Here is a 20,101-nt window from a genome sequence, read left to right as displayed (position 1 = left end):
GAACCTCAGGTCCGCATCTTCTCGCCGCTCGGGTCGAAAGGCGCTTCGACGTTGATGCGGGCCGGCCGGCGGTGTCCGAGGATCTCGATCTCGAACAGGCCCGCGCTTTCGTCCTCGGCAAGAGCCGCCGGCACATAGCCTTGCGCCATCGACTTCTGCACATAATGCGCATAGCCGCCCGACGTGACCCAGCCAACCACGCGCCAGTCGCCGTCGACGATGCCGCGCACGGCGGACGCGCCTTCGGCAGCCTTGGAGCCGCGTATTTCCTTGCCGCCCTTGTCGAAGCGTGGCGCGCCATAGCCATGCGGCTTTTCCACCGTGCCGTAGTCCTTGCTGACCTTGGCCCAGATCGGTTCGTCGCCCATGACGTCGGCGTCGGCGGCATCGACGATGAAGGAGACGCGGCGCAGCTTCGGACCCTCGACCTGTTCCTTGGCGGCAGCCTCGCGGCCGATGAAGTCGTTCTTCTCCAGTTTGATGAAGCGGTCCATCGCCCCTTCGAACGGGCCGTAGATCGGCCGCAACTCGCGGAACCAGGTCGGAAAATTCTTTTCGAGGCGCATGGAGAGCAGCGCGCGCATGCCGAAATCGACAAGGCCGAATTCCTCGCCGGCGTCCTTGATCGCTTTGTAAACCAGGCGCTCGTAGGCCGGCGCCATCCAGATTTCATAGCCGAGGTCGCCGGTGTAGGTGATGCGGTTGACCATGCAGGGCGCCCCGCCGACCGCCATCTCGCGGAAATCCATGAAGCGGAAGGCTTTTGTCGAGACGTCGACATCGACCAGTTTCTGCAGCAAGTCCCGTGATTTCGGCCCGGCGATCGACAGGCCGACCAGGGTCTGGTCGAAGCGGTGGATGCGCACCGTTCCGTCCTTCGGCAGGTGCTTCTCGAACCAGCGCATGTGGTATTTCTGCGCCGCCGACGAGCCCCAGATCATGAAGCGGTCTTCTGCCGCCTTGGCGATGGTGAAGTCGCCGATCAGCTTGCCGAATTCGTTGAGCATCGGCGTCAACACGATGCGGCGGGTCTTCGGCATGCGGTTGGTCATCAGCCGGTTGAGGAAATCCTCGGCCGCGGGTCCCGAGACTTCGTATTTGGCAAAATTGGCGATCTCGGTGACACCGACACGCTCACGCGTGGCGCGCACTTCCTCGCCGATCGGCCCAAAATCGTTGGAGCGGTGGAAGGAGACGATATCCCTGGGTTCCTTGCCTTCAGGTGCGAACCAGAGCGGTGTCTCAAGTCCCCAGCTGTCGCCCATGACGGCGTTGTTGGCCAGCATCGTGTCGTAGAGCGGGGTCGTCTGCGCCGGGCGTGCCGCCGGGAGTTCCTCATTGGGGAAGCGGATGGAGAAGCGGCGCGAATAGTTTTCGCGCACCTTGGCGTTGGTGTAGCGCAGGCCGGCCCATTCGCCGAAGCGGGTGACATCCATGCCCCAGACGTCGAAGCCGGGATCGCCATGGACCATCCAGTTCGACAGCGCCAAGCCGACGCCGCCGCCCTGGCTGAAGCCGGCCATCACGGCGCAGGCGCACCAAAAATTGGTCAGGCCCTGCACCGGGCCGACCAGCGGGTTGCCGTCGAGCGCGAAGGTGAAGGGGCCGTTGATGATCTGCTTGATGCCGGCCTTCTCGATGCCGGGGAAATGCTTGAAGCCGATTTCCAGCGACGGCGCGATGCGGTCGAGGTCGGGCGGCAGCAATTCATGGCCGAAATCCCACGGCGTGTTGACCGGCGACCACGGCTTGCAGGCCTTCTCATAGGTGCCGAGCAGGATGCCGTTGCGCTCCTGGCGGGTGTAGATCTCGCCCTTGAAGTCGAGCACGCCGATCATTTCGCGGCCGGTCGACTTGTTGAACTCCTCGACCTCCGGCATCGGCTCGGTCAAGAGATACATGTGCTCCATGGCCAGAACCGGCAGCTCGACGCCGACCATGCGGCCGATCTCGCGCGCCCACAGGCCGCCGCAGTTGACGACATGCTCGGCCTTCACCGTGCCCTGTTCGGTGACGACGTTCCAGGTGCCGTCGACCTCCTGTGTCAGTTCCACAACGCGGTTGCGCAGCACGATCTCGGCGCCGAGTTTTTTTGCCGCCTTGGAGTAGGCGATGGTGGTGCCCGACGGATCGAGATGGCCTTCCACCGGATCCCACATGGCGCCGACGAAATTGGTCTCGTCCATCAGCGGAAACATCGCCTTGGCTTCGGACGGGGTGATCAGCTCTGTGTCCATGCCGAGATAGCGGCCCTTGGCGTGGGCCAGCCGCAGGAAATCCATGCGCTCTGGCGTATCAGCCATCATCACGCCGCCGGTCAGGTGCAGCGAGCAGGACTGGCCGGATATCTCCTCGATCTCCTTGTAGAGCTGCACCGTATAGGCCTGCAGCTTGGCGACGTTGGGGTCGCCGTTCAGCGTGTGGAAGCCTCCCGCCGCATGCCAGGACGAGCCGGAGGTGAGCTCCGAGCGCTCGATCAGCATGATGTCGGTCCAGCCGGCCTTGGCCAGATGGTAGAGAACCGAGCAGCCGACGACGCCGCCGCCGATGACAACCGCTTTTACGTGAGATTTCATCTAGATAAGTCCGTTTTTGAAGAGATTGAATCGGATGACCCCTCCGGGGGGAGAGGAAGGGCGCCAGCCGGCATAAGCTCGCGCCTTCCCTCTCCGCCGTCGATTGGAGGAGAGGTGTCGAGCGCAGCTCGACGGAGTGGGGGTCGACTGTTCATCAACAACACGGCCGATCAAAAATCGGTCGGCGCGCCGCCTTCGGACCGCCGCTTGGCGACGAAGGCGTTGAGTTCCTCGCGGATGGCCGGGTCCATGTAAGGCTCCTCATAGGACGCCAGCCGCTCCTTCCAGACCTTGTTGGCCTTTTCGAGCGCCGTCGGCGAGCCGGCTTCCGCCCAGGTCTCGTAATTGCGCCAGTCGGAGAGGATCGGCGAGTAGAAGGCGGTCTTGTAGCGGTCCTGCGTGTGCTGGGTGCCGAAGAAATGGCCGCCAGGACCGACCGACTGGATGGCGTCGAAGCCGAGTGCCTCTTCGGAAAGATCGAGAGGGGTCAGGAATTCGGCGACCATCTGCAGCAGGTCGATGTCCAGAATGGTCTTCTCGTAGGAGCAGCGCAGGCCGCCCTCGAGCCAGCCGGCGGCATGCATCATCAGATTGCCGCCGCCCTGGATGGCGCCCCACAGCGAGAACACGCTTTCATAAGCCGCCTGCGCGTCGACCGTGTTGGCGGCGCAAGTGTTGGAGGTGCGGTAGGGGATGTTGTAGCGGCGGGCAAGCTGGCCGCCGACAAGCTGCGCCTTCATGTATTCCGGCGTGCCGAACGCCGGCGAACCAGACTTCATGTCGACATTGGAGGTGAAGCCGCCATAGCCGACGGGCGCGCCCTTGCGCACCATCTGGGCGAAGGCGATGCCGGCAAGCGCCTCGGCGTTCTGCTGCACCAGTGCGCCGGCGATGGTGACAGGCGCCATGGCCCCCGACAGGGTGAACGGCGTGACGACGACGACCTGGCCCTTGCTCGACATCTGGATGATGCCTTCCATCATCGGCACATCGAGCTTGAGCGGCGAATTGGTGTTGATGATGGTGAAGACGGACGGCTCTTCCAGCATCTGCTCGTGGCTGATGCCGCGCGCGATCCTGGCGATCTCGATGCCGTCGACATTGCGCTCCTTGCCGAGCGAATAGATGTGGAACACCTTGTCGGTCAGCACGCTGAGATCGCGGATACATTCGAGGTGGCGGACGGACGGATGGATATCGGTCGGCTCGACCGGGTAGCCGCCCGTGCAGTTCAGGATGTTGTGCATCTGCGCAAGCTTGAGGAAGTTGCGGTAGTCCTGCTGGTTGCCGGGCCGGCGGCCGCGATCGATGTCGGAGCAATTGGGCGCCGACGCCATCATCGAGATGATCACATTGTTGCCGCCAAAGCGCACATTGTGAGCGGGATTGCGGGCATGGATGGTGAACTCCGACGGGCAGTGCGACACCAGTTCCAGGATCATGTCGCTGTCGAAGCGCACCCGTTCGCTGCCGTCGCGCACATCGGCGCCATGCGCCTTCATGATGCTGCGGGCCTCGTCGTGCAGCACGTCGACGCCGATTTCCCGCAGCACGCGCAGGGAAGCGAGGTGGATCGATTCCAGCTCGTCGTCGGAGACCAGCCTGGTTGGCGCCAGCGGGTTCTTCAGCTGGCGAAAAGCCGGCTGCTCGAACGCGGCCGAGCCGCCGGCGCGCTTTCCGGCGCGGCCGCCGCGACGGGCGCGGTCAGTGGCCAATGCCGGTTCCAAGGGTTGTAGGGCGGCGGTCATGATGGTCCTCGTAGGATGCGATAGCGGGCGGCATAATGGACCGGCGGCTGCCCAGCCATTGCGGAGGCGGCGACCACTAGGGCGAGGGAAGCGACATGCCGGAACGGCAGTTGCGCGGCCACGACATCGGCCTGATCCCGCCGCCTCGTTGGCTTAAGCGGATTTCGGCGGCCGGCCCTTCCTTTCCCGGGATCGAACCGATAGCTACTCGGCTTGCCGGCCGGATGGCCAGCAGTTCATTTGGATGGCAGCATGGTCGCGACCGGCTCGAGCGAAGGCGAAGCAGGAACGCAATGGGCAGCGCTTGCCGGCGTCACCGCGGCACTTGCCATGTTCGGCGCTGCGCAGGGGTTGAGCTCGCCGCTGTTCACGCTGCTGATGCAGAAACAGGGCATGTCGCCGGCGCTGATCGGCTTGTCGGCGGCGATGATGCCGCTCGGGCTGATCCTTTCGGCTTCCTTCGTGCCGGCCGCGGTGCGGCTGGTCGGTGGGCGCAACCTGGCGGTCGGCTGCTCGCTGATCGGCGCGCTCTGCTTCCTGGGCATCGGCTATCTGCAGGACTGGGTGGCTTGGTTCGTCATCCGCTTTATCATCGGCGTCGTCATCAACCCGCTCTACATTCTCGGCGAGGTGTGGGCACTGTCGCTGGCGCCGCCATCGCGGCGCGGCAGGGTGATGGGCGTGTTCAACACGCTGATGGGCGCCGGTTACGCCGCCGGACCATTCGCGCTGACCCTGCTCGGTACGTCGGGCTGGGCGCCCTTCATGGTCGGCGTCGCCGGTTTCGCGCTCTGCGCGGTGATCCTGCACGCGGTCTCGTCTAAGCTCACCGGTTTCGAGGATGACGGCCAGCCTGCCAGCGGCCTCGTCGGCTTTGCCAGGATGGCGCCGGCGCTGCTGCTTGCCGTGCTTGTCTCGGCGGCGGTCCAGCAGAGCACCTATGCGCTGGTCCCGGTCTTCGGCGCCAGCTACGGCCTGGCCGAAGCCGTTCTGGCCTCGCTGGTGATGGCGCTTTCCCTCGGAAACATCCTGCTGCAGATACCACTCGGTCTTCTGGCGGAGCGTTTTGGCGCACGCGCCATGATCATCGTCTGCGCGCTGGCAACAACCGTTTGCGCGCTTTTGCTGCCTCTGCTGATCACAACGCCGTTGATCTGGGTCGTGCTGCTGGTGATGGGCGCGGTCGGTTACGGCGTCTACACCATGGCATTGGTCGAACTCGGCAGCCGGTTCAAGGGCTCTGTGCTGGTCGCCGGCAACGCTGCCTTTGCACTGATGTGGGGCGTCGGTGGCATCGTCGGCCCACCCGGTGCCGGCCTGCTCATGCAAGGCATCGGCCCGCTCGGGCTGCCGGTCGTGATCGCCGGCCTCGACGCGGTGCTGGTGATGTTCGCGCTGTATCGGTCGTCCGTGCGCCGAGCTTCCTGACGAGCCCAACCTCCTGACAGGCCCAACCTCCTGACAGGCCCAACCTCCTGACAGGCCCAACCTCCTGACAGGCATTGTCCGGAGAAAGCCGTTTTCGCCTGCCAGGGGCTTACCACCACGTTGCTCAATCGCTAATCCTGCAGCCTCGATAGCGGTGCGCACGTGAATTTGGTTGAATCGAACAAGGACGAGACGATGCAATGGGCAGCGATCACCGGTGTGATCGCGACCGTCTCGGTGTTCGCCATCGCGCAAGGGTTGTCCTATCCGCTGCTGAGTTTCATCCTGCAGCGCCAGGGCGTTTCGCCAGCGATGATCGGCTTGTCGGCGGCCATGACGCCGATCGGTTTCATCCTGTCGTCGCCATTGATCCCGGCGCTGGCGCGGCGGTTCGGGGCAGGGCGCACGGCGCTTACCTGTGCGGCCCTTTCGGCTGTCGTGCTGGCGCTGATCGGCTGGACGCAAAATGTCTATTTGTGGTTTCCCCTGCGCTTCCTGATCGGTGTGGTGACCAACCCGCTCTATGTGCTGAGCGAGATCTGGGTCATCGCGCTGGCGCCGCCGGCCCGGCGAGGGCGCGTCATGGGTGTCTATTCGACGATCATCTCGGCCGGTTTCGCGGCCGGGCCACTGTGCCTGCTTGCAGTCGGCACCGAGGGCTGGCCGCCCTTCCTCGTCGGTATCTCCGCCTTCGTGCTGTGCGGCATCTGCCTGGGCTTGGTGCTGCCGCGTTTGCCCAAGGTCGACGAGGCCGGGCATCAGGTTTCCGTCCTGGGTTTCGTGCCGCTGGCGTGGCTGCTTTTGTTTGCCGTCATAGTCGCCGCCGGCTTCGAACAGGGCGCGCTGGCGTTGCTGCCGGTCTATGGCACCCATCACGGCATCACCGAAACCCGCATGTCGGCGCTGCTGTCGGTGATGATTGCCGGCAACATCGCCATGCAGGTGCCGCTCGGCCTTTTGGCGGAAAGGCTTTCCGCGCTCCTGGTACGGCTTGCCTGCGTCGCGATCACGGTGCTCGGCTGCGTCCTGCTTCCGCTTCTCATCGAGTCGCCGCTCATCTGGCCAATGGTCTTTATCTGGGGCGCGGTTTCCTACGGCATCTACACGATGTCGATCATCGAGCTCGGCGAACGCTTCACCGGCTCCGCACTGGTTGCCGGTAATGCGGCCTTTTCCTTGATGTGGGGCGTCGGCGGTATCGCCGTGCCGCCGCTGGCGGGCGGCGCCATGGATATTCTGGGTGCCGGCGGGCTGCCGATCACGCTTGGGCTGCTGTGCTTGGCGCTGGCTATTGCTAGCCTCGCTGGTCGGCGGAAAGCCTCAATCGTGCGCTGAGAATATCGATACAGCCTGTCGGCGTTGGCCTTTTCAAAGCAACGCGTTTATCGGAGACCTCATGACCAAGCCTGCCACCCAGACGCCGAATTCCACCCCCTCGACCGACGATCCCTTCCTCTGGCTGGAGGACAGGACGGCCAAGCAGTCACTGGACTGGGTACATCGCCAGAACGAGGTCACGGTTGGCGAATTGCAGGGTGATCCGTCCTATCAGGCGTCGTTCCAGACCGCGCTCGACCTGATGACGGCCGAGGACAACATCGCGGTCGGCGCGGCAAAAGCCGGCCATGTCTACAATTTCTGGCAGGACAAGACCAATGTGCTCGGCCTCTGGCGCCGCACGACCGTCGCTTCCTACAAGACCGAGAAGCCCGACTGGGAAACGATCATCGACTTCGACCAGCTTGCGGCGAAGGAGGGGGTAAAATGGGTTTTTGGCGGCGCAAGCCGACTCTATCCGGACTTCAACCGTTGCCTGGTGAGTATGTCGCCGGATGGCGGCGACGCCAGCGAGATGCGCGAATTCGACATCGCGACCAAGTCGTTTGTCGAGGGTGGGTTTCGTGCACCCGCTTCCAAGTCGGGCTTCAGCTGGCTGGATAAGGACACCGTGATTGTTTCGGCCGCTTTCGACGAGGCCGACAAGACCGAGTCCGGCTATCCGCGAGTCATAAAGCTGTGGAAGCGCGGTACCAAGCTGGAAGACGCGACGCCGATCTTCGAGGCGCAGAAAGAGGATCTCGCCGTTGGTGCCGCTGTCGAGTACGACGGTGACAGACGTTATCTGGTCCTGGCTCGAACGCTGAATTTCTTCGCTTCGCACATCTTCCTTCGGCTGCCTTCCGGCGAAAACAAACAACTGCCGCTACCGGACGACATGACCGATACGGCAATATTCAGGGATCAGCTCGTGTTCGGCGTACGCAGTCCATGGACGGCGCCCGACGGCACGGTTTGCAAGCCCGACGGCCTCTATTCGCTGGATCTCGCGCACTGGGTCAAGATCGGCGCGCTCGGACCTGTCGAAACCTTGTTCGAGCCGGCATATCGCGTTTCCATAGCCGGCGTTGCCCGCACGCGGGACCGGCTGTTCATCAGCCTGATGGACAATGTGCGCGGCAAGGTCGTCGTCTGCGAGGGCAAGGATGGCAACTGGTCGCTGAAACCGGTGGCGCTGCCCGAAAATGGCAATGTCGGCATCAGCCATGCCGAGCAGTTCGGCTCGAGCGTGTCCTTCTCCTTCACCGATTTCCTGACGCCGAGTTCGATCATCTGGTCTGACGACAATGGCGAGACGCTAGAAACCGTGAAGTCGCAGCCGGCGCGTTTCGATGCCTCGCCGCTGATCTCGGAACAGTTCGAGGCGCGCTCCAAGGACGGCACGATGATCCCTTATTTCGTCGTCAGGCGGCGCGATCAGAAGGGGCCGGTGCCGACGCTGCTTTACGGCTATGGCGGTTTCGAAGTGCCGCTGCTGCCCGGCTATGCCGGCGTGCGCGGCAGGCTATGGCTGGAAAAGGGCAATGCCTATGTGCAGGCCTGCATCCGTGGCGGCGGCGAGTTCGGCCCGGCCTGGCATCAAGCGGCGCTCAAGGGCAATCGCCAAAACGGATTCGATGATTTCGCAGCGGTCGCGCAGGACGTCGTCAAGCGCGGCATCGCGACAGCAAGCTCACTCGGCATCCAGGGTGGTTCGAATGGCGGCTTGCTGACCGGCGTTTCCTTGACGCAGCATCCCGAGCTTTTCGGCGCCGTCATTATCGAGGTGCCGCTGCTCGACATGCTGCGTTACGCCGAATTGCCGCCCGGCGCCTCGTGGATGGCCGAATACGGCGATCCGTCGAAACCCGAAGACGCGAAGTGGCTTTCAGCCTACTCGCCCTACCAGCATGTCGACGCCGCTGCCGCCTATCCGCCGGTGCTGCTGACCACATCGACCGCTGACGATCGGGTCCATCCCGGCCATGCGCGCAAGATGGCCGCCCGCCTGCAGGAAGCCGGCCATGCCAGGACGCTGTTCTTCGAGGAGACCGAGGGCGGCCATGGCGGGCGTGGCGACCGCCGGCCGCAGGCGGCGCAGACGGCGATGAAATATGTCTTCCTGCAGAGGGCGCTGACAGCCAAGGCCTAGACTCATTCCGTTATGGGCCAAGCAAAGGGTGGTTCTCCTCGACCAGCCTTTGCTCTAAGATGGCTTCCATGGCTCTCGTCAGGATGTTGATTGACGCATTTGAGGCTCGCGCATTGCGGGTCGCGGTGACGCCATCACCGCGTACGCTGCGCGCCGAGCTTTTGCGGCTGTGCGCCCGCATCGGCTATTCGCCACCTCTCTGCCTCTGAAGCATTCGCCCCGGCTTGCCGGATAGAATCCAGAGGAAAGATCAGACATGACCTATCAGAATTATTCGCTGAAGCAGCTTCAGCAGATCGACGCCGCGCATCATCTGCATCCGTTCACCGACCACAAGGAAATGCGCGGGGCCGGGTCGCGCATCATCACCCATGCCAACGGCCCTTTCATCTACGATTCCGAAGGGGCTGAAATCCTCGACGGCATGGCCGGGCTGTGGTGCGTCAACATCGGCTATGGCCGTGACGAGCTGGCCGACGCCGCCTATGCCCAGATGAAGGAACTGCCTTATTACAACTCCTTCTTCAAATGCTCGACGCCGACGCCAGTGCTGCTGTCCAAGAAGCTGGCGGAGATCGCGCCGAAGCACGTCAACCAGGTGTTCTATGGCTCGTCGGGCTCGGAGGCCAACGACACGGCCCTGCGTCTCGTGCGCCACTATTGGGTGCTGGAAGGCCAGCCGGAGAAGAACCGCATCATCTCGCGCAAGATGGCCTATCACGGCTCGACCGTTGCCGGCACCTCGCTCGGCGGCATGGATGGTATGCACAAGCAGCTCAACGGAGCGGTGCCCAACATAGTCCATGTGATGATGCCCTACGCCTATGAACTGGCGCTGCCCGGCGAGAGCGATCATGATTTCGGCCTGCGCGCGGCCGGGGCTGTCGAGGAGGCGATCCTCGAAGCCGGCGCCGACAAGGTTGCCGCGTTTATCGGCGAGCCGGTCATGGGGGCGGGCGGCGTGAAGATACCGCCGGCGAGCTATTGGCCGGAAGTGCAGCGCATCTGCCGCAAATACGATGTCCTGCTGATGCTGGACGAAGTCATCACCGGTTATGGCCGCACCGGCGAATGGTTCGCCGCCCAGACGCTCGGCATCGAGCCCGACACGATCACCACCGCCAAGGCTCTGACCTCGGGCTATCAACCGCTGTCGGCATTGCTGGTTGGCGACCGCATCGCCTCGACGCTGGTCGAGAAGGGCGGCGAGTTCAACCATGGCTACACCTATTCCGGCCACCCGGTGGCCTGCGCCGTGGCGCTGAAGAACCTCGAGATCATCGAGCGCGAAGCGCTGGTCGACCGCGTCAGGAACGACACCGGTCCTTATTTCGCCAAGGCGTTGCAGGAGCGCATTGCCGGACATGATCTGGTCGGCGAGGTGCGTTCGATCGGACTGATGGGCGCGATCGAGATCGTCAAGGACAAGGCGACCAAGGAGCGGTTCCTGCCGGCTGGAAGTGCGGCGGTGACCGTGCGCGATCATGCCATCGCGCACGGCATGATGCTGCGCGCTACCGGCGACACGATGATCCTGTCGCCGCCGCTGATCTGGACCCGCGATACGATCGATATGGCCTGCGATCGCATCTCGAAGGCGCTGGATCTGGCGCAAGCCGATCTGCGCAAGCGGTAGAACTCGACCCCTCGGCTGGGCGCTCCTCGGCGGGAGCGCCCAGCCTTGAGGCCATGCTGACGCGGGGAGCGAACGAATTCCACCACAAGCGCGTAGTGTGTGGGGCTGCGGCTGATTCGGCCGCGACAAGGGGTTTTGTTTCCATGAGAAAGCCCGGCAAGAGCCGACGGACGCAAGAAGCGGCCAGCATCGGCGGCGACCTGATGCTGGCGCCGCTGGTGGCGATGATGCGGCTGCCGTTGATGACCATGGATGGCGGGAGCAGCCAGCCATGGAGCACGGAGACCGCGCGTGCGGTAAACGAGAAGACCGCCGCTATGGCCGAAGGCGTGTTTGCGGCGCAAATGTCCTTCCTGCAATCGGCATCGCGGTTCTGGCCGGAAATCTTTTCCGGCCGCACGCCGTCGCTGTTCAACGGGGTCGCGGCGGAGCGCTCGATCAGCGCCGCGCTGAAGCCGGCAAGCCGTGCCGTGAAAGCGAATTTTCGCCGGCTGTCCAACAAGACCTGACAGAAGTTGCAGAACTTTGATTTTGCGCATTGACGGGCGCATGCGCTAGAATCAGTCAGTACGTCACCGATGGGGGACACGATGGCCGGACAACCGCTCAACCAGCCGGCTGAAATTCCAGCCGAACTCGACCGCTGGAACTGGGGCGCCTTCTTCCTCAACTGGATCTGGGGCATCGGCAACAGCACTTTCATCGCGTTGCTGGCGCTGATCCCTGTCGTCAACATCATCATGATCATCGTGCTGGGCGCGCGCGGCAGCCGCTGGGCTTGGCAGAACCGCGCCTGGCGTGACGCGGAACAGTTTCGCAAGACGCAGCGCAACTGGGCAATCGCCGGCCTTGCCGTCTGGGTTGTCGGGATTGGCGGCTGCGCGACGATGGTGGGCAGCATTCCCTACGTCCTGAAAGGCAGCGATGCCTATCACATGACGATGGACAGGCTTCGCGCCGACGACCGCGTCAAGGCGGCGTTGGGTGATGATTTGACCGACAGTTTCTGGGTCGGCGGCCATCTCAACGTCAATGCAAATGGGGCCGGCGACGCCCAGTTCGGCATTCCGGTCCACGGCGCCAAGGGCAAGGGCACGGCCTATTCGACCGCTGTCCGGACAGCCGGCACATGGAGCTTGCGCCTGCTGGTCGTCAGGGTCGAGGGAACCAATGCGCCGATCGTGCTGATCAACGAAGATCATGTCCCGATCCCGAATGCTGCAATCGGAATATAGCTGGGCAAAACGCAAAAAAAGCAGCCTAAACACGGGCGCGAAGGCTGACAGTTCGGTCGGCTTTGTGGCCCAACAATCGGGTCACCACTGCTGCGTTCCAGACAAGGAAATATGCTGAAAAGCCGGATGCTGTCTGACAGTATGCGCATGCGTTCATGTGGGCCGGTGGCAATTTCATACAAGGGCACGCGCATATGGTGAGTTCCTTTCGTGCGGTCGTGGTCGGTGGCGGCTGTGTGGGTGCCGGCATTCTCTACGGCCTGGCAAAGCGCGGCTGGACCGATGTGGCATTGTTGGAGCGAACGCAGCTTACGGCCGGGTCGACATGGCATGCCGCGGGGCTCATCCCCTCTTACGCGCGCAGCCGCAATGTCGGCCGCATGATCGCCAGGTCGATCGAAATCTATGAGGGGCTGGAGGCGGAGACGGGCCAGAACGTCGGCTGGCACAAATGCGGCCAGCTGCGCATTGCCAACACGCGCGACAGGCTGGACGAGTACAGAAGCTACATGGACGTTGCCGAGGTCCAGGGTGTGCGGGCCCGGATCGTATCGCCCGCGGAGGCGCGAGAGATCTGGCCGCTGCTCGACAACAACAGCATGCTGGGCGCCCTCTACCATCCCGATGACGGCCACATTGCACCCGCCGATGTCACCCAGGCCATGGCCAAGGGTGCACGCGACCTCGGCGCGAAGATCCATCTTGATACCGAGGTCGTGGGTTTCGAGCGGATGCCGAGCGGCGAGTGGAGGGTCAAGACCTCGCGCGGTGACATCGTTTGCGAACATGTCATCCTTGCGACCGGCAATTACGCACGCCAGACAGGCGCCATGCTGGGCCTGGACATTCCCGCGATCCCGATCCTGCATCAGTACTGGATCACCGAGTCGGTTCCCGAGGTGGTGGAACGCAAACGGCTTGGTCTTCCGGAGATGCCGATCCTCAGGGACGAGGGTTACGAGGGCTATCTGCGCGAAGAGGGGGACGGGCTGATGTTCGGCCCCTATGAGCGTACCGAGCAGCTCAAGCTGTTCGCCGAAAACGGCGTCCCGGAATGGTTCGGCGCCGATCTGCTCGATGAAGATTTCGACGCCGTTTCCTGGAACTGGGAGCGCGCGACCGAACTGGTCCCCGCACTAGGCCGCGCCGGCATCAAGCGGAATGTGCGAGGGCCTTTCCAGATGACGGCCGATGAACTGCCGCTGATGGGGCAGGCGTGGGGCCTGGAGAATGTCTGGCTCGCCGAAGGGGTGCCGGGGGGCATCCTTTGGGGCGGTGCGATTGGCTACTACCTCTCCGAACGGATCGTGGAGGGTGGCAACAGCATCGACACGGCGGAGCTGGATCCCCGTCGGTTCGGCCAATATGCCAACAAGAACTGGACCCGGGCAAAGGTCCGGGAAGCCTGGGGCACCCACGCCGCACAGCACTATCCAGGCCAGGACATGCCGGCGGCACGACCGCAGAAAACGGCCCCTTCCTATGACCGTCTAAGCCAGCTCGGCGCGGTGTGGGATGTGTTGAACGGCTGGGAGATGCCGAGCTGGTTTGCGCCTGCCGGTGTCGAAGCGCGCAACGTCTACAGCTGGCGCTGGACCCCCAAAGGGAACCACGTCGCCGCGGAGGTCCAGGCTGTCCGCCAGACCGCTGGCCTGGTCGAGATGACACCAATGACCAAGTTCGAGGTCAGCGGACCGGGCGCAAGGGACTGGCTCGACGGAATCCTGGCCAACAGACTGCCGCGTCCCGGTCGCGTCGCTCTTGCCCATCACCTGACGCCGGCCGGCGGCGTGCAGGCCGAGTATGTGGTGGCGCGGCTGCAGAGCGACCTGTTCTATCTCATATCGACGCCGCGCGCAGAGCGCTGTAACCTTGACGATCTCCGCCGGCTGTTGCCGAAGGACGGCAGCGTGCATCTGCGCAACGTCACGGAGGATCGCGGCAGCTTCACGGTGGTTGGGCCGAAGGCGCGCGACATATTGCAGCCGCTGACGGAAATAGATCTCTCCAACGAGGCCTTCCCCTGGTTCAGCGTGCAGTCCGGCACTGTCGGCATGGCCAGCGACGTGCGACTGCTGCGCGTCAACTATTCGGGCGAATTGGGATGGGAGCTCTATCATCCGCTCTGCTATCAGCGGCATTTGCTGGATGCGCTCCTGGCCTCGGGGGAGGCGCACGGACTGAGGCTGGTCGGACTTCAAGCGCTGGAATCGCTTCGTCTCGATAAATCCTACCGCGCCATGTATCGCGACATGAATCTCGAACTGTCGGCCTGGGAGAGCGGCCTCGACCGATTCATGAGCCTCGACAAAGGGGACTTCATCGGCCGCGCGGCACTGGTCGCAAAACAGAAGCAGGGGGCGGCACGCCGGATCGCCACGCTGTCGATCGATACGGACGGTGCGAGCGCGTTCGCCTTCGAGGGCGTCTACCGCGAAGGCGAGCTCGTTGGCCACATCACCTCTGCGGGCTACTCCTACACTTTCGGTCACGACATCGCACTTGCGCTGTTGCCCCTGGAACTTGTGTCGCCCGGTATCGAGCTCGAGGTGTCCATCCTCGGCGAGCGCCGCGCGGCCAAGGTGATCGCGGACTCGCCCTATGATCCGGAAGGCGCCCGCGGGCGCATGTGAGGCATCCCGGAGTACAGTTTCCGGGTTATCGATGTCTCAAAACGTGCTGCAGGGCAAAACGCAAAAACCGCGCTCCATCAGGAACGCGGCTTTGCCAGATACGCATGGCGCTTCGCTACGCAAACACTTTGCGAAACTTATGGCACTTGTCGAAACTTACGGGCTCCGGTACGCGAGACCTGATCCGGAGCGCCGGGCGGATGAGATATGTCCGCCTCGCAGTCCGTTTTATAGGGACATCGTTACCGCGGAGTTATCGAGAGCTTAAGCAAATCTAAATTTGCATTTTTTCCACCGAAGGAAACCGGAAAAACCCGCCAAATCCAAGGGTTACGCTGGGTTACCCCTGAGAAAATTAATTATGCCGGAGAAATCGACGCCGCCATGTCCCTGGGCGTTGAACAAGGCATAGAGCTGGGCTGCTTCGGCACCAAGCGGCGTTACAGCACCCGCACTTTGCGCGGCTTCCTGGGACAATTTCAGGTCTTTCAGCATCAGTGCTGCTGCAAATCCTGGGTTGTAGTCCCTGTTTGCGGGCGAAGTCGGCACCGGGCCGGGCACCGGGCAATAGGTGGTCAAGGACCAGCATTGCCCCGACGAGGTTGAGGCGACGTCGAACAGCGCCTGGTGTGACAGGCCGAGCTTTTCCGCCAGCACGAAGGCTTCGGCGACACCGATCATCGAAATGCCGAGGATCATGTTGTTGCAGATCTTTGCCGCCTGGCCGGCGCCGTCGCCGCCGCAATGGACGATGCGGCCGGCCATCGGCTTCAGGATCGGCTCCGCGGTTGCAAAGGCGTCATCGGAGCCTCCGGCCATGAAGGTCAGCGTGCCGGCTGCGGCACCGCCGGTGCCGCCTGAGACGGGCGCATCGATGGATAGCAGGCCGTGTTTGGCGGCTATGGCGTGCACCTTGCGCGCCGACTCCACATCGATGGTGGAGGAATCGATGAACAGCGCCCCCTTTTTCGCCTTGGGCGCGATGTCTTCATAGACTGACAGCACATGCTTGCCGGCAGGCAGCATGGTGATCACCACGTCGGCATCCTTCACCGCAGCCGGCCCGTTGGCCATGATGACGACGCCATGCTCGCGCGCGACGGTCAAATTCTCGGGCATCAAGTCGAAGCCATGCACTTGGTGCCCGGCCTTGACCAGATTGGCGGCCATTGGATTGCCCATGTTGCCGAGGCCGATGAAGGCGATCGTCGTCATTGTCTCTCTCCCGATTTTGTAACGTCAGCGACCGATCAGCGCCCGCGCGATGATGACGCGCATGATCTCGTTCGTGCCTTCGAGGATCTGGTGTACCCGCAGGTCCCGCACCAGCTTCTCGATGCCGTAGTCGTGCAGGTAGCCGTAGCCGCCGAGCAGTTGCAGTGCGTCGTTGGCGACATTGAAGCCGGTGTCGGTGACGAAGCGCTTGGCCATCGCCGACCATTTGCCGGCATCCGGCGCCTTGCTGTCGAGCTTCGAGGCGGCGGTATAAAGGAAAATACGCGCCGCCTGCAGCTCGGTCTCCATGTCGGCCAGCCTGAACTGCAGCGCCTGGAACTGATTGATCTTCGAGCCGAAGGCCTTGCGCTCGGCGGTGTAGGAAAGCGCCTTGTCGAGCGCCGACTGCGCGCCGCCCAGCGAACAGGCTGATATGTTCAGCCGGCCGCCGTCGAGCCCGGCCATGGCGATGCCGAAGCCCGCGCCTTCGCCGGACAAAAGGTTTTCCGCCGGCACCTTGCAATCCTCGAAAATCACCTGGCGGGTCGACTGCATGTGCCAGCCCATCTTGTGCTCGTTGGCGCCGAAGGAGAGGCCTGGCGCGTCTTTCGGCACGATGATGGTGGAAATGCCTTTCGGCCCCTCGGCACCGGTGCGCACCATGACGGCGTAGACATCGCTGTCGCCAGCGCCGGAGATGAACTGCTTGGTGCCGTTGAGGACATAGTCGTCGCCGCTCCTGACCGCACGGGTCTTGAGCGCCGCGGCATCGGAGCCGGAGCCGGGCTCGGTCAGGCAGTAGCTCGCCAGCCATTCCATCGACGTGAGCTTGGGCAGGAAGAGCTGGCGCTGCTCGTCATTGCCGAAACGGTCGATCATCGAGGCCACCATGTTGTGGATCGAGATGAAGGACGAGAAGGCCGGATCGGCGTGCGCAAGCGCCTCGAAGATCAGTACGGCATCGAGCCGGCCGAGCGCGGAACCACCGACGTCATCGCTGATATAGATGCCGCCAAGGCCGAGCGGCCCGGTCTCGCGGATCACGTCGGCCGGGAAATGCTTGTTGCGGTCCCAGTCTAACGCATTCGGCGCGACACGGTCTGCGGCGAAGGCCTGCGCCATCTCCTGGATGGCGCGCTGCTCCTCGTTAAGTTCGAACTGGCTGGTGCTCGCATCGACCGCGGCGTCCATGGCGTGCTCCCTAATCTTCGACCTGTTGGCCTGTCGTTTTTGGCTTTGCGCGCGCACCAATCTAGACCAATGATGCCGCCGCGCAACCCGAGCCTATCAACCGGCCATTTGGGGAGCGGCTGTGCATCAATGCATGTCCGGAGCACAATGTGACGACAAAATTCGATGAACTGCTGGGCCGGTTCCACGCATACCTTGCGTCCGTGGATCACGCCTTGGTGCGCGAAGCCGTGGCGCGCATTGGCTGGGGCATGCCGGCCCGCACGCTGGAGCCACATCCGCTTGCCTGCCAGCGCCATCTTGATCGCGCCGCCGAACTGGCGCCGTCGGATGCCAAGCCGCTGGTGCAACTGCTTGCCGAGCGTCGGAATGATTTCCGCTGGGGGCAGACCTACAGCGAGGCGGATTTCGGAAAAGAGTTCATCGACAATTACGGCTGGCTGGAAGTGTTCGGCAACCGAGGCCACTTCGCCAATGACGCGGTCGCCGCCGGCGTGCTGATCCTTGGGCCTGATATCGTCTATCCCGACCACCATCACATTGCCGAGGAAATCTACATTCCGCTGACCGGCGGTACCGAATGGCGCATGGGCGAGAGCGGCTTTTGCATGCGCACGGCCGGCGAGGTCGTCCACCACGCGTCCAACGTCAATCACGCCATGCGCACCGGCAAGGACCCATTGCTGGCGCTCTACATCTGGCGCGGCGGGCCGCTGGCGCAGAAATCCGATATTACCGGAACCGTGGCGCAGGGCAGGGGCTGATGGCCAAAGCGATCATGCTGCAAGGCACGGGTTCGGATGTCGGCAAGACGGTGCTGGTCGCCGGCCTCTGCCGGGCGGCAAAAAAGCGTGGGCTGAAGGTGCGGCCATTCAAGCCGCAGAACATGTCGAACAACGCCGCCGTCGCCGACATTCCGGGCGACAACAATCATGGCGGCGGCGAGATCGGCCGCGCGCAATGGCTGCAGGCGATCGCTTGCGGTGTTGCGCCATCGGTTCACATGAACCCGGTGCTGCTCAAGCCGCAGACCGATGTCGGCGCGCAGGTCATCGTGCAGGGCAAAATGTTCGGCGAAGCGCGGGCGCGCGACTACCAGGCGATGAAGGGCCGGCTGATGGATGCCGTGCTGGACTCCTGGGGCAAGGTCGGCGAGGGCGCCGATCTGGTCATCGTAGAGGGCGCCGGTTCGCCGGCCGAGATCAACCTGCGCAGCCGCGACATCGCCAATATGGGCTTTGCCACGCGCGCCGACGTGCCCGTGGTGCTGGTCGGCGACATCGATCGCGGCGGCGTCATCGCTTCGGTCGTCGGCACGCATCTGATCCTGCCGGAAGAGGACCGGCGCATGATCGTCGGCTACCTCATCAACAAGTTTCGCGGCGACGTTTCGCTGTTCGACGACGGTCTGAAGTCGATCGAGACATTCACGGGATGGCGCTGTTTCGGTGTCGTGCCGTGGCTGAAGGCGGCGGCACGCCTGCCTTCGGAAGATTCGGTGGTGCTGGAACGGCTGGCATCCGGCGAAGCGCGCGCGCTGAAGGTGGCGGTGCCGATGCTTGGCCGCATCGCCAATTTCGACGATCTCGACCCGCTCAAGGCCGAACCGCAGGTCGAGGTGGTGTTCGTGCCGCCGGGAAGGCCGCTGCCGGCCGATGCCGGACTGGTGGTCATTCCGGGCTCCAAGTCGACCATCGGCGATCTCCTGAAATTCCGCGAGAACGGCTGGGATCGCGACTTGCTGGCCCATCGCAAGCGCGGCGGCCATGTCGTCGGCATTTGCGGTGGTTTCCAGATGCTCGGCCGTGCTGTCCGCGATCCCGACGGCGTCGAGGGCAGCGTCACCGAAGCCGAAGGGCTAGGCCTGCTCGACGTCGAAACGGTGATGGAACCGGAAAAGACGGTGCGCAATATCAGCGCCCGTTCGGTGCAATTCGACCTGCCGCTCGAAGGCTACGAAATCCATCTCGGCCGCACCACCGGACCGGATACGCTGCGGCCGTCGGCAATCATCAATGGCATCGAGGATGGGGCGGTGTCGGCCGACGGCAAGGTGTTGGGTACTTATATGCATGGCCTGTTTGGCGCCGATGGCTTTCGCGCTGCCTACCTTGCGAGCCTTGGCGTCAGCGGCGGCGGCGTCGATTATCGCGCCGAGGTCGAGAAAGCGCTGGACGAGATCGCGGCCGAGCTGGAGACTAATCTCGACTGTGACGCGATTTTTGGGTTGGCTCGATAGATCCCCGTTGGCGAACCACCTTGGCAATTAGCGATAAACGCCGATCACGTCGTCATCCACGGGCGGAGCAAGGAGCGTAGCGACGCGGCGCAGACCCGAGGATCCATGCCGCAACTTCGAAGCGTTGCTTCGGTGCAGAATTCTGCACCGCTGCACTCTACGACTGAGGTCGCGGCATGGATCCTAGGGTCTCCGCGACGGAGCTTCGCTCCTGCTTCGCCCTAGGATGACGAAGTTGAGGACGCCTCGGTCAATCCCCAGCCAGCAGCGCAATAACTCAGGCCTTCTCGCCAGCCTTCGGCCAGTAGGTGCCAAACGACCAGACATTGCCTTCCGGGTCGCGGCAGATGAACTCGCGGCTGCCATAGTCGCGGTTGGTCAATTCCTGGATGATTGTGGCGCCGGCCTTCTTGGCCTTGGCATAGGCGGCATCGGCATCATCGACTGCAATGTAGATCGACTTGCCGCCGCCTGAGCCGGGCTCGCCGACCATCTTGCCGTAGTCGTCGTCGCGCACCGTGCCCAGCATGATCATTGAGGAGCCGAAGACCAGTTCGGCATGGTGCACGACATCGCCTTCGCCATAGCGGGCCCGGACGCTGAAGCCGAAAGCTTCGCCCAGCCAGTCGATCATTCTTGCCGCGTTCTTGTAGCGCAAAGCGGGATAGAGGCGGGGCGTTTCAGTGGTGGTTGGCATGGGAACCTCCTTCATTTGGGTTGGTCGACAACCC

14 protein-coding genes are annotated in these 20,101 nt (G+C 63.4%); 9 read left to right on the top strand and 5 right to left on the bottom strand.

Going from position 1 to position 20,101, the window contains the following annotated elements; translation table 11 throughout:
- Positions 1–5: 5 nt before the first annotated feature.
- Positions 6–2,576: a GcvT family protein gene (locus NKH97_RS07280; protein ID WP_128303962.1), complete on the bottom strand. Its 2,571-nt coding sequence runs from the start codon at positions 2,574–2,576 to the stop codon at positions 6–8.
- A gap of 170 nt (positions 2,577–2,746) precedes the next feature.
- Entirely contained in the window at positions 2,747–4,324 is a 1,578-nt protein-coding gene (locus NKH97_RS07275) for a trimethylamine methyltransferase family protein (protein WP_023812287.1), read from the bottom strand.
- 252 nt (positions 4,325–4,576) lie between these two features.
- On the opposite strand from NKH97_RS07275, the gene NKH97_RS07270 reads away from it, so the two are divergent.
- From NKH97_RS07270 to NKH97_RS07240, 7 genes are all read left to right on the top strand, one after another.
- On the top strand, positions 4,577–5,752 hold the full coding sequence (locus NKH97_RS07270; RefSeq protein ID WP_352609560.1) for an MFS transporter: 1,176 nt from the start codon (positions 4,577–4,579) through the stop codon (positions 5,750–5,752).
- 195 nt (positions 5,753–5,947) lie between these two features.
- Positions 5,948–7,087: an MFS transporter gene (locus tag NKH97_RS07265; RefSeq protein ID WP_502897072.1), complete on the top strand. Its 1,140-nt coding sequence runs from the start codon at positions 5,948–5,950 to the stop codon at positions 7,085–7,087.
- Between the two features lie 61 nt (positions 7,088–7,148).
- Positions 7,149–9,221 carry a prolyl oligopeptidase family serine peptidase gene (locus tag NKH97_RS07260; RefSeq protein WP_352795880.1) on the top strand — a complete coding sequence of 691 codons (2,073 nt, stop codon included), beginning with the start codon at positions 7,149–7,151 and terminating at the stop codon, positions 9,219–9,221.
- Between the two features lie 256 nt (positions 9,222–9,477).
- Positions 9,478–10,857 carry an aspartate aminotransferase family protein gene (locus NKH97_RS07255; protein WP_352795878.1) on the top strand — a complete coding sequence of 460 codons (1,380 nt, stop codon included), beginning with the start codon at positions 9,478–9,480 and terminating at the stop codon, positions 10,855–10,857.
- 143 nt (positions 10,858–11,000) lie between these two features.
- On the top strand, positions 11,001–11,366 hold the full coding sequence (locus NKH97_RS07250; protein WP_352795876.1) for a hypothetical protein: 366 nt from the start codon (positions 11,001–11,003) through the stop codon (positions 11,364–11,366).
- Positions 11,367–11,447: 81 nt separating this feature from the next.
- Positions 11,448–12,092 (top strand): cytochrome c oxidase assembly factor Coa1 family protein, encoded by a 645-nt coding sequence (locus tag NKH97_RS07245; RefSeq protein ID WP_023812283.1) that lies wholly within the window; start codon positions 11,448–11,450, stop codon positions 12,090–12,092.
- A 194-nt stretch (positions 12,093–12,286) separates the two neighbouring features.
- Complete coding sequence (locus NKH97_RS07240; RefSeq protein WP_352439873.1) at positions 12,287–14,725, top strand: GcvT family protein; 2,439 nt, start codon at positions 12,287–12,289, stop codon at positions 14,723–14,725.
- Positions 14,726–15,055: 330 nt separating this feature from the next.
- On the opposite strand, the gene mmsB is transcribed toward NKH97_RS07240, so the two are convergent.
- Both mmsB and NKH97_RS07230 read right to left on the bottom strand, forming a co-directional pair.
- Positions 15,056–15,940 carry a 3-hydroxyisobutyrate dehydrogenase gene (gene mmsB, locus NKH97_RS07235; RefSeq protein WP_352609570.1) on the bottom strand — a complete coding sequence of 295 codons (885 nt, stop codon included), beginning with the start codon at positions 15,938–15,940 and terminating at the stop codon, positions 15,056–15,058.
- A gap of 24 nt (positions 15,941–15,964) precedes the next feature.
- Positions 15,965–17,131 (bottom strand): isobutyryl-CoA dehydrogenase, encoded by a 1,167-nt coding sequence (locus tag NKH97_RS07230; protein WP_352609572.1) that lies wholly within the window; start codon positions 17,129–17,131, stop codon positions 15,965–15,967.
- Between the two features lie 149 nt (positions 17,132–17,280).
- Here NKH97_RS07230 and NKH97_RS07225 point away from each other — a divergent pair, with 149 nt between their 5' ends.
- On the top strand, positions 17,281–17,895 hold the full coding sequence (locus tag NKH97_RS07225; protein WP_352609573.1) for a dimethylsulfonioproprionate lyase family protein: 615 nt from the start codon (positions 17,281–17,283) through the stop codon (positions 17,893–17,895).
- Complete coding sequence (locus tag NKH97_RS07220; RefSeq protein WP_023812277.1) at positions 17,895–19,370, top strand: cobyric acid synthase; 1,476 nt, start codon at positions 17,895–17,897, stop codon at positions 19,368–19,370. Before NKH97_RS07225 ends, NKH97_RS07220 begins: the two co-directional genes overlap by 1 nt.
- 277 nt (positions 19,371–19,647) lie before the next feature.
- Here the strand turns inward: NKH97_RS07220 and NKH97_RS07215 are convergent, their stop codons facing one another.
- Entirely contained in the window at positions 19,648–20,067 is a 420-nt protein-coding gene (locus tag NKH97_RS07215; RefSeq protein ID WP_023812276.1) for a VOC family protein, read from the bottom strand.
- Positions 20,068–20,101: the final 34 nt, after the last annotated feature.

The sequence above is a fragment of the Mesorhizobium sp. M0870 genome, from assembly GCF_040319775.1.
In the GTDB taxonomy this organism is placed as follows: Bacteria; Pseudomonadota; Alphaproteobacteria; order Rhizobiales; family Rhizobiaceae; genus Mesorhizobium.
This window is presented reverse-complemented; position numbering and strand designations above follow the sequence as displayed.